General features: G+C 66.5%; 11 protein-coding genes. 1 reads left to right on the top strand and 10 read right to left on the bottom strand.

Annotation, left to right across the window (positions count from 1 at the left end; genetic code table 11):
• The 5 genes from BJF87_RS25470 to BJF87_RS10380 all read right to left on the bottom strand — a co-directional run.
• Positions 1–352 (bottom strand): transposase family protein (locus tag BJF87_RS25470; RefSeq protein WP_187346488.1); only part of this gene is annotated, 352 nt, incomplete at its 3' end.
• 373 nt (positions 353–725) lie between these two features.
• Positions 726–1,958, bottom strand: a complete 1,233-nt coding sequence (locus BJF87_RS10395; RefSeq protein ID WP_075863078.1) for an acyl-CoA dehydrogenase family protein — start codon at positions 1,956–1,958, stop codon at positions 726–728.
• Positions 1,958–3,619 carry a class I adenylate-forming enzyme family protein gene (locus BJF87_RS10390; RefSeq protein ID WP_075863077.1) on the bottom strand — a complete coding sequence of 554 codons (1,662 nt, stop codon included), beginning with the start codon at positions 3,617–3,619 and terminating at the stop codon, positions 1,958–1,960. Before BJF87_RS10390 ends, BJF87_RS10395 begins: the two co-directional genes overlap by 1 nt.
• 39 nt (positions 3,620–3,658) lie before the next feature.
• Positions 3,659–4,639 (bottom strand): cyclase family protein, encoded by a 981-nt coding sequence (locus BJF87_RS10385; RefSeq protein WP_035754788.1) that lies wholly within the window; start codon positions 4,637–4,639, stop codon positions 3,659–3,661.
• A 281-nt stretch (positions 4,640–4,920) separates the two neighbouring features.
• Positions 4,921–5,760 carry a TetR family transcriptional regulator gene (locus BJF87_RS10380; RefSeq protein ID WP_006359774.1) on the bottom strand — a complete coding sequence of 280 codons (840 nt, stop codon included), beginning with the start codon at positions 5,758–5,760 and terminating at the stop codon, positions 4,921–4,923.
• Between the two features lie 97 nt (positions 5,761–5,857).
• On the opposite strand from BJF87_RS10380, the gene BJF87_RS10375 reads away from it, so the two are divergent.
• Positions 5,858–7,489: a class I adenylate-forming enzyme family protein gene (locus BJF87_RS10375; protein ID WP_075863076.1), complete on the top strand. Its 1,632-nt coding sequence runs from the start codon at positions 5,858–5,860 to the stop codon at positions 7,487–7,489.
• Here BJF87_RS10375 and BJF87_RS10370 read toward each other — a convergent pair whose 3' ends face one another.
• From BJF87_RS10370 to BJF87_RS10350, 5 genes are all read right to left on the bottom strand, one after another.
• Positions 7,490–8,131, bottom strand: a complete 642-nt coding sequence (locus tag BJF87_RS10370) for a TetR/AcrR family transcriptional regulator (protein WP_040004255.1) — start codon at positions 8,129–8,131, stop codon at positions 7,490–7,492.
• Positions 8,132–8,148: 17 nt separating this feature from the next.
• Positions 8,149–8,769 carry a nitroreductase family protein gene (locus BJF87_RS10365; protein WP_040004254.1) on the bottom strand — a complete coding sequence of 207 codons (621 nt, stop codon included), beginning with the start codon at positions 8,767–8,769 and terminating at the stop codon, positions 8,149–8,151.
• Positions 8,770–8,849: 80 nt separating this feature from the next.
• A complete protein-coding gene (locus BJF87_RS10360; RefSeq protein WP_006359770.1) occupies positions 8,850–9,155 on the bottom strand; it encodes a hypothetical protein in 306 nt (101 codons plus the stop codon).
• Positions 9,155–9,448: a hypothetical protein gene (locus BJF87_RS10355; RefSeq protein WP_006359769.1), complete on the bottom strand. Its 294-nt coding sequence runs from the start codon at positions 9,446–9,448 to the stop codon at positions 9,155–9,157. Before BJF87_RS10355 ends, BJF87_RS10360 begins: the two co-directional genes overlap by 1 nt.
• Positions 9,449–9,459: 11 nt before the next feature.
• Entirely contained in the window at positions 9,460–10,809 is a 1,350-nt protein-coding gene (locus BJF87_RS10350; protein ID WP_230461915.1) for a hypothetical protein, read from the bottom strand.
• Positions 10,810–10,815: the final 6 nt, after the last annotated feature.

Genomic DNA, 10,815 nt, shown 5'->3' with positions numbered 1-10,815 from the left:
CACACACCGCGGATGATGGACTGTGCGCGGCGAGCCAGGCGACCGTGTCGTCGAATCGGCGCGTCATCTTTGCTGCCGGCCGTGCCCACGGCACATGTTCTGTGACGACGCCGTGCAGGCTGCAGTCGACCCGTCCAATGTGTCCTTGCAGGTAGCAGCGCATCCCGCCCAGGTCGAGGTGTCGCCAACGGCGCGGATGGTGTGGACGGTCATAGCCTGGTCGACGCCGTCGGCAGTGTGGACACCGCGAGTCCTGCCTGCGTTTCGCACGGACCGAGACGACCAACAACTGGCCGTCATCGTCGTCTTCAATGGCGACATCAAGAACCACCAGGTTCTCGATCTTCAGCAACTTCTGCAGTAGTCTAGTAGCGCGCAACGCCTGCTCCTCGGTTTAGTCTTCGCAAACCAAACCTTAAGTGAGACAGGGCGTTGCGCGCTTCAGGCGCACCGGGAGGCACCCACAGAACCGTCAAGAGTGCCACATCCGTTTGAGTACTGTAGGTATTCCACAGCAGTTTTCGGTGATTTGTCAGTGGCGGCAGGATAGTTCGCGACCCTGAGAACTGGAGGTTTGCAACACATCTCCCCCCGTCACCCCGCTAACCAAGGAGCGAGCGCCACGAAGGGCTGGCGACATCTGCTCACCAGACCTTCGTGGCTCGTCGCTTGCGCTCCTCGCACCTCAGGCAGCAAGGGTGAAGGAAACCGCTACGCGGCAACCATCACCGACGCAGCTCCGACTTCGCGATCGTGCGGAGATGCACCTCGTCCGGACCGTCGAAGATGCGCATCGCGCGGTGCCATCCGTACATCGCGGCCAGCGGCACGTCGTCACTGACGCCGGCGCCGCCGTGGACCTGGATCGCCCGGTCGATGACCTCGAGCGCCACGCGCGGTACCGACACCTTGGCGGCCGAGACATACGGCGCGGCGGCCTTGTTGCCGAGCTCGTCGATCGTCTTCGAGGCCAGCTGACACAGCAGGCGGGCCTGGTCGATCGCGATGCGCGACTCGGCGATCTGCTGCTGGACGACGCCCTGCTCGGCCAGCGGCTTGCCGAAGGCGACGCGCCCCTTCGACCGCTGGACCAGGAGGTGCAGAGCCCGTTCGGCAGCGCCGAGCGCACGCATGCAGTGGTGGATGCGGCCGGGGCCGAGGCGCGCCTGCGCCATCGCGAATCCGCCGCCTTCCTCACCGAGCAGGTTCTCGACGGGCACCCGGACGTTGTCGTAGACGATCTCGACGTGGCCGTGCTGGTCGTGACGACCGAACACCGGTACGTCGCGGACCACGGTGACACCCGGGGTGTCGATCGGGACCAGCACCATCGACTGCTGCCGATGGGTCGCCGCCCCGGGATCGGTCTTGCCCATCACGATGAGCAACTTGCAACGCGGGTCGGCTGCGCCGCTCGTCCACCACTTCCGGCCGTTGATCACATAGGAATCGCGGTCGCGTTCGATGTTGGTCTCGATGTTCGTCGCATCCGAACTCGCGACGTCCTTCTCGGTCATCGAGAACGCCGACCGGATTCGGCCGTCGAGCAACGGCTCCAGCCAGGTCTGTTTCTGCTCGTCGGTGCCGAACAGGTGCAGCAGCTCCATGTTCCCGGTGTCGGGCGCCGCACCGTTGACGGCTTCGGGCGCCAGATGCAGGCTCCACCCGGTGATCTCGGCCAGACCGGCGTAGTCCAGCTGGCTGATCCCGGATTCGGACGGCAGGAAGAGATTCCACAGGCCGCGGGCGCGGGCCCGCTTCTTCAGCTCCTCCACGACCGTCGGCACATCGTGATCGTCGGGACCGGCGAAGCCGCGCTCCTCTTCGTAGCGCTGCTCCGCCGGGAAGACGTCGTCGTGCATGAACGCGATGAGCTTCTCGCGCAGCTCGAGTGCCTTCGCCGACGGCCGGAGATCGAGTGTCTCGGCCGGGGTGCGAACGGTCAGATCCGGCTGCATCACTGTGCCACCGTCCGCAGTTCACGACGCAACAGCTTGCCGGTGGCGGTCTTGGGGATGTCGCTCATCACCACGACCTCACGCGGGTACTTGTAAGCCGCCATCCGCGTCTTGCAGTGGTCGATCAGTTCCTCCGGCGTCGCCTCGGTTCCCGGTCGCAGACTCACGAACGCCTTCACGGTCTCACCGCGGTAGGAGTCGGGCACGCCGACGACAGCTGCCTCCCGGACCGAAGGATGTTCGTACAGAACGTCTTCGACCTCGCGTGGCCACACCTTGAAACCGCTGGTGTTGATCTGATCCTTCATGCGGTCGACGATGTAGAACCATCCGTCGGCGTCCATGTAGCCGACGTCGCCGGTGTGGAGCACGCCGTTCGGGATGCCCTTCGCGGTCGCCTCCGGCTTGTTCCAGTAGCCGGCGACCACCTGCGGGCCGGCCGTGACCAGCTCGCCGACCTCGCCCGCCGGCAGGTCGTTGCCTTGCTCGTCGACGATCCGGACGACCGTGTCGTACACCGGGATTCCCACCGAGGTGGCCCCGGTCTCCTCGTCGGCCGGGGCCGTCACGCCGAACGGCACCGCATGCGACGGCGAGGTGGTCTCGGTCAGACCGTAGACGTTGTGGATGTAGTGACCGAACCGCTCCTGGAACTCGGCGATCGTGCTCGGCGGGATCGGCGCCCCACCGGAGTAGATCTTCGACAGGCTCGCCAGCGACGCCGGGTCGATGTCCGGCACGTTCATCAGGGCGATGAACACCGTGATCGATCCGACCGTGAACGTGGCCTTCTCCCGCGCGATCGTCGCGACGGTGTCCGCCGGGTCCATCCGGTACATCAGGACCAGTGGCGCACCCGTGAGTTCGGCGAGTGCGATGTGCGCGATGAGACCGGTGATGTGGAACAGCGGTGCCACGCCGAGGATCACGTCGTCACTGTCGACACCGACCCAGTCGCGGTAGGTCTGCGCATTGAACACGACGTTGCGGTGGGTGGTCATCGCACCCTTGGGCGGTCCGGTGGTTCCCGACGTGTAGGTCAGGAAGGCGACGCTGTCCCCGGTGAGATCGACCTTGGGCGGGCGCTGACCGCGGTACTTCGCGAGCATCGTCGCCAGGTCGACGGTGTCGGGGCAGTCGATCTTCTCGACGCCGGCCAGGGTTCCGCTGTTCGCGGTCTGGAACTCCAGCTCCGAGGTGGTGATCACCGTCCGCACCGCGGTCGGGTTGTCGCGCAGCGTCTCCTGCACGACGTCGCGGTACAGCGACTGCATCGCGACCAGTACCGTGGCGCCGGAGTCGACGAGGATCTCGGCGAGTTCACGGCTGCGGTACATCGGGTTGGCCGAGACGGCGATACCACCGGCCTTCCAGATACCCAACTGCGCGATGACGAACTGGGGGATGTTCTGGGCGTAGACCACCGCGCGGTCGCCCGGGGTGAAGCCCAGGTCCAGGATGCCGACCGCGAACGCGTCGGTCAGTTCGTCGAGCTCACCGGCCGTGACCGATCCGTCGAAGTAACGGATCAGGTCGGCGTCCGGGCTGCGCGCGGCGGTGGCCGCGAACATGTCCAGCGCGGTGTCGAATTCGATGTTCCGCGGCGCGAGATCCTGCTCGCGGTAGTGGCTGCGCCACACCTTGTCGTCGTAGACGCTCATGTCTGACGTACCTCTTTCGGCGAATGACTCAGGGATGAGTCAGCGGATGACGACGGGGTTCACCGGCGCACCGGTGCCGCTGACGACCTTGAGTGGGGCCGCGACGTACAGGAAGCTCCAGCGGTTGTCGGCGGCACACGCCTCGGCCAGCTCCTCGAGCCAGACGATCTCGGTGAACACGACACCCAGGTTGCGCATGAGCGCGTTGTGAAGCGGTAGCGCGACACCGGATTCCGGGTCGGTGGTGACCTCGTTCGCGATGGTGTCGGTGACGAGGTTCGGGATCTCTTTGTCCTGGAACCATTGCACGAGTTCACGTGAGTAGGTCAGGCCGGGCTCGCAGAAGCCGTCGTAGAACTGCTCCGGGTTGTTCAGCTCGTACCAGTAGGTCAGCCAGCCGGTGCGGATGATGAGGATGTCGTGGGGCTCGATGGTGACACCCTGTGCGGCAGCGGCGGCTTCGAGGTCGTTGTGGTCGAAGGTCTCACCCTTCTCCAGGTACTTCTTGCCGCGGTGGCGGGCCATGTCGATCAGCACGCCGCGGCCGACGACGCCCTTCTCGGCGATCGGCAGGACCGACGCCTTGTCGAGCGCGTCGACGGTGCTGCGGGCGTCGTAGCCGTTGTAGAGTTTGCCGTCGTACCAGACGTGGCCGAGTGCGTCGTACTGCGTGGAGCCCTGCAGGAAGATGTTCGCGGTGTCGTCGGCGTAGTGCAGACCACCGGGGAACTGCGGTGCACCTTCGCCGTCCCACGACGACTCGTCGAGGATGTTCTTCCGGTTGATGCCCTCGCGACCCGGCCACAGCGGGTCGCCGGGGCTCTCCTTGCGACCCATCTCGATCTGCAGGGTGAAGGTCTCGCCCGACTTGATGTGACCGACACCGCGCAGGACCTCGCTCGCGTCCAGGTAGTTCAGGGCGCCCACCTCGTCGTCGGGTCCCCACTTGCCCCAGTTCGACGGGGTGTCGGCACCCAACAGGTCACCCATGGACGGCGCAGTGGTCTCGATCTCGGTCATCTCATCTCCTTTGATTCGATCCAGAGCGGAACCGACGGTTCCGGGTCGCACACTGAACGGTGCGAACTGAATTTCTCGACTGAACTTTGTGAGCGCTCGCTCGGTAAGTTCATTGTGACGAGCATCGCACTCGTTCGCAGCGCCGTCAAGAGGCGAAATCGGTGATGTCTCAGCATTTGTCAGCAAGAGAAGGGAAAGCCCAGTACACACGGCAGGTTCAGCAAAGCTGAACTTCCCCTGTCCAGGGGTAGGCCGCCTGGACGCGCCGAAGGTCGGGGGGCCTAGCGGTCGGCCCGGAAACCCACCATGCCGAGAGCGAGATTCGCGTACTCGCGAGCGATGCGACGTCCCTGAGCGGCGTCGGAGTCATCGGTCCAGGTCGGGACGGCCAGGCACATCGTGACGATCGCCTTGGTCGCCACGGACAGGTCGCCGGACCGGAAGGCGCCGAGGTCGGCGGCGCGCCGGGCCGTATCGAGCAGGCGACCCTCGATCTGCGCCATCGACGCCTGCAGGTGAGTGCGGTTGGGTTCCTCGAGTCGCCGCAGCTCGGTCGCCAGGACCAGAGCCAGCGCGCGACGCTCGACATGGAAGAGCGTGAGCGCCTCCACCATGTTGGCGAAGGCGGTCACCGCGTCGACGCCGTCGCCGGCTGCGTCGAGACGTCGCGCCAGGTCAGCGTGGGCGATGTTGACCAGCGCGACGAGCAGGTGCTGCTTGCTCGGGTAGTGGTGATAGATGCCTGCGACACTGATGTCGGCGCCGGCGGCGATGAGGCGCATCGTCGCACCGTGATAGCCGAGTTCCTCGAAGACGTCGATCGCCGACTCCAGCACCGGGTCGAGGGTCAGCGGGGCGAACACACGCCAGTCCGTCGGGTCCCCGGCGGCCTCCGCCTTCTCCGGTTGCGGCGACTCGAGGAAACGAGCGACGGGCACGTCCAGGCACTGCGCGATCTGGCGCAACCGGTCGACGGTGAGCCCGACCTTCCCGTTCTCGATGGCGCTCATGGTCCCGACGCTCACCCCGATACCGGCCGCCAGCCCACGCAGCGTCACGCCCGCCTGCTTGCGCAACTCACGCACGGCGGCGCCGCTGTCGGTCACCGGTTGTTCGACCACGCTGAACAGCTTATGGGGAGCCGCGCATTTTTCGTAGACTCATCCTCGTGGTCCACAACCTGCCGCCTCGCTCGCGTCACCCCGAACGCTCGTACGCATGAACGCCTACGAGAGCCGTCCCTGGCTGGCCCACTACCCGTCCGGACTCTCCGAGCACCTCGACGTCGAGTTCGGATCCCCACTCGAGATGTTCGACGCCGCGATCGCCGCATCCCCCGACGCTCCGGCCGTCCACTACTTCGGCGCGACGCTGAGCTGGGCCGACCTCGACGCCGCATCCGACGCCCTCGCCCACGCATTGCAGGAACACGGCTTCGCGGTCGGCGACCTGCTGGGCATCGCCGTCCAGAACGAGCCCGCGATCGTGCTCGGGCTCCTCGCGGCCTGGAAGGTCGGCGGTGTCGCCGCCCTCATCAGCCCCATGTACAAGCGCGGCGAATTCCGCAGGGCCCTGGACGATTTCACTCCGGCCGCCCTCCTCGTGCTCGACGAGGTCCACGCGGAGGTCGCCGACGAGCTCGGGTCGATCGGACTCGTCGTCACGGCCTCGCCGCTCGACTTCGCCGGCAGCGACGATCTGCAGCGCGTGTTCGACGTGTCCCGGGTTTCCACGGCAGGCACCGTCGAACTCCTCGACCTGATCGGCACCGGCTCGCGTGCGGTCACCCGGCACGCACCCGCACCGGATGATGTCGCGGTGCTGGCGCCGACGTCGGGAACCACCGGTCCACCCAAGGGCGCCAAGCTGACGCACCGCAATCTGACGTTCAGCGCGCAGGCCTATCGCACCTGGACGGGCCTGCAATCCGGCGAGCCGATCCTGTGCATGTCGCCGATCTTCCACGTCACCGGCCTGGTGGGCTCGGTGATGCTGGCGCTGTCCCTGCGCTCGCCGCTCATCCTCACCCACCGATTCGACGCCGGCCTGGTCCTCGACGCGGTCCGCGCCTGGCGTCCGGCGTTCGCCGTCGCCTCGATCACCGCCTACATCGCGCTCGCCGACCACCCCGACGCGTCGCCCGAGGCGTTCGGATCACTCCGACTCCGCTATTCGGGCGGCGCACCGGTCCTCCCCGACGTCGCCGAACGGATCTCCGAACGTCTGGGCGGGATGATCCACAACGTGTACGGGCAGACCGAGTCCACCTCGCCGACCCATATGGTGCCGCCCGGTGTCCTCGCACCGGTCGATGCCGAAACCGGCGCTCTCTCAGTGGGTCTGCCGATCTTCGACACGATGGCGCGCGTCGTCGACGAGCGCGGCGAACCGGTACCGCCGGGGACGTTCGGCGACATCGTCACGGCCGGACCGCAGATCGCCGCCGGCTACTGGGGTCAGGACGACGACGGCTCGGCGCTGCGCCACGGTGAGATGCGCACCGGCGACGTCGGTTTCATGGATGCCGACGGCTGGTTCTACGTCATCGACCGCAGCAACGACCTGATCAACGCGTCCGGGTACAAGATCTGGCCGTTCGAGATCGAGCAGGTGTTGCAGTCGCACCCGGCGGTGCTCGAGACGGCCGTGGTCGGCATCCCCGACGACTACCGCGGTGAGTCGACTCGCGCCTACGTCGCCCTGCAACCGGGTGCGGAGGTCACGCCGACCGAACTCATCGAGTACTGCCGCGAACGGATGGCGGCGTACAAGTACCCGCGCGAGGTCGAGATCGTCGGCGCACTCCCGCGCAGCGCGACCGGCAAGCTGTTGCGCCGCGAACTGCGCTGATCAGACCCGGCAGCCGAGCGCGGCCAGGGCCATCGCGGTGAGCAGACGCCGCAGCTGCGCCTCGTCGTAGGCGGGCAGCCGGGGCGAGGAGTTCAGCAGGCCGAACGTCGCGTGTACGCGGACGCGAGCCTCCGCCCGGTCGAGTGTGCGGCCCTCCTGCTCGTAGATGGCGATCACGACGTCGACCCAGCGTTCGACGTAGCGCCGCTGCAACAGCCGGACCCGGTGGTTGGCCTCCGGCGTCATCGACGACAGGTCGCGGTCCTGGACGACGATCAGATCGGGTTTCGTGACGAGCACGTCGATGTGAAAGCCGATGAGCGCCAGCAGGGTCTCCGACGGCGGACCGCCGCGGTCGACCACCTCGGCACCGCCGTCGTACAGCCGCTGGCTGATGTCGACGAGCATCTCGTCGAGCAGTTCGGTCTTCGACGAGAAGTGCCGGTACATGGCCGGCCCGCTCACCCCGACCGCGCGGCCGATGTCCTCGAGACGCACGCCGGCGAAGCCGCGTTCGGCCATCTGCCGCGCGGCCGCGGTCAGCAGCTCGGCGCGCCGGGCGGCCTTCGCCTGGGTGCGACGGGTCGGCGGGCGGGGAACGTCCCCCGTGTCGACCGGTGGGGTGTCACTGGTGGCGGACATGGTGATCCGCACTCTACTCACCAGCCGTCGATGTGGAGCACCGAGTCGAGGGGCTTACGCGGAGCCGGCTTGAAGTCGGTGCCGGTGTAGTAGGCCACCGGCAACAGGACACCCTGGTGGATGCCCGCGGGGATGCCGAGCAGCTCGGCGATCTCCTTCTCGTGGGCCAGGTGCAGCGTGGTCCAAGCGGATCCGAGGCCGCGGGCACGCAGCGCGAGCTGCAGACTCCAGGCGCCCGGCAGCAGCGAGCCCCAGACGCCGGCCTGGTTACCCTCGGGCAGGTCGCCGCCGGTGTATATCGCGCCGATGACCAGCACCGGGACCTGCCCCATCGTGTCGGCGAGGTACTGGGCGCTCGACGCGACCCGCTTGCCGGTCTCGTCGCGCGGCTGCTGGGCGGCGTAGTACTTCGAGAAGGACTGCGCGTAGTAGTCGGCGACCTTCTGTTTGAGTTCGGGGTCGGTGAGCACGATCCAGTGCCAGGTCTGGCTGTTGCTGCCGGTCGGCGCCTGCAGTGCGACCTCGAGCGCTTCCTTGACCACGTCGAGCGGGACCGGGCGGTCGTAGTCCAGACGTTTGCGCACCGAGCGCGTCGTCGAGAGCAGCTGGTCGGGATCGAGCGGCAGGAGTTCGGTCATGTCCCCCATCTTCCACACGTCGGGCGGTGGACACCACCAGCCGTGGTCAGATCAGGCTCGGACCGGGCGGTTTCGTCGGTTCAGGCGATGGCCGATCCGAGCGCGGCCCCGGCCAGGAGAACAGGTATCGAGATGATCGCTCCGGCACCACCCGCCACAAGTCCCGTTCCGGCCCGCCTTACCGATCGCACGCCCCGAACGGGTGCCGTGCTCAGTGCGAGCAGGACCAGCCCGGTCAACGGTGGCCCGACGACCAGCCACAGCGCATCCCTGGAGGCCAATCCGGTGAACGGCAACGACATCACGAGCATGCCGATCACGACTGCACCAAACGATTCCGGCCCGAACCAGTCCTCACGTCGATACCTCGTCGACAGGGTCGTCATCACAGTGTCACCAACGCGACGTACGCGACCACCACACTCGCGGCCAAGACACCCAGAGCTGCTCCCGCACACCGCGGTGTTCGGCGCCACCACAGGCCGACAGCGATCGTCAGGAGGACCACGCCTGCAATGCCTATCACCACTCCCAGCGACGACGACCACTCCGGATTCAGTCGGTCCGTGATCCCGGCCAGAATCATGAAGACGAAAATGGCGAATGCCACCGATACCGGTACGGCCACGGTGGCTGCCTGCCAGAATCGGGAATCCGCGAGTAGCGCACGGTGCTTCATCGGCCGCGACACTATCGCACCATGACAACGGTGGGGGGATTGTCCGGGTCTCCGAGGTTCGTCGGTCTGTTCCGTTCCCAGTTCGGGTCGTCGAAGTCGGCCTTGAAGGGATCCATCATCGCTCGGCCCCCGCCGACCTCGTGGTAGTCCGGCAGGTTGAACAACGGCCCCACTGCACTGCCGGAGTCGGCCGCGTCGATCAGCACGGGGCGGCTCTGTCCGGCCGAATTGTCCTGGTAGATCTCGACCGACGGATAATCGGTGATCTCACCACCGGCAATGATCCGAGCAGTGCCGGGGTTTCCGCTGGTCGGTTGCAGGACAAGCGAGCCGTTGACGGTGTGGCCGGTGACCGAAGCGCCGGGCGGCGCGAACGGATTCACCGCGTCGTACTGAACCATGACCGATCCATCGGGTCGCTGCTGTGCCTGGACCTCAGGCTCACCGACCCGTACCTGACCAGTGGAGTCGACCGAGGGATTCTGTCTCGTGACGATCAGGCCGTTCTCGTAGTCCACGTACATGACGACACGGGCATGCTCCGGGTCGAAGTTCGCAACCTCTGCCCGATCGTCCCCCAGGTCGTAATGCGGAGCATTGAACACCTCGGCCGCCGGTATGTACAGTGCCGCGCGTACAACACCTTGCCCGGGCACCGGTTCGATGCGCGCGACCTTGATTCCGGGTCCGACGCCTTGGTATTTCGGGTCGTAACTGTTCGGATTCAGCGCCTCGGCAGTCTTCCAGTCGACCGAGCCAGATGGTTCGCGCCCGAATATCTCCTCGAAGGCAGCCGCAGAGGCACGCATGCGCTCCGGATCTGCGCGCGGACTCTGTCGCTTGGAGTCCGCGATCACCGCGAGCGCAGACGTCAGTGCTTCCTCTGGCGCCATGGTCTCGAGAGTCTGGGTCGCCCCGGCGACCTCGGCACCCCAGGTGGCGTCGGCGCCGACGAGAGAGGACACCAATCCGCCGAGTCGGGCCAGCTGCAGTCCTGCTTCGGAACTCCAGTCCTCGACGCCGTCGACGACCCATGAATCAGACAGTGTGACAGGGGGAATCACGTAGTTCTGAATGATCGAACGAATCTCGGAAACGGGATGCGACATCGCCCCATGAGCGCCGGCCGCCGCCGCCGAGAGCGCGTCGTAGCCGGACGCCACCGCGCCGATCTGCTCTCGTTCTCGTTCGGCCCGGTCTTCAGCAGCTCGTCGCCCACCGCCTGTCCAGGCCAGATCATAGACCGTGTCTCGCATGGTCTTTGACGTCCCGACCATTGCATCGGCGATCGCCGCGGACCGGGTGGACAACTCTCGCAGAGAGTCGATGTTCCAACTCAGAACGTCACTTGGAGTGGTCACACTCAC

Origin of the sequence: Gordonia sp. CNJ-863, assembly GCF_001942325.1 — a bacterium.
Lineage (GTDB): Bacteria > Actinomycetota > Actinomycetes > Mycobacteriales > Mycobacteriaceae > Gordonia > Gordonia alkanivorans.
This window is presented reverse-complemented; position numbering and strand designations above follow the sequence as displayed.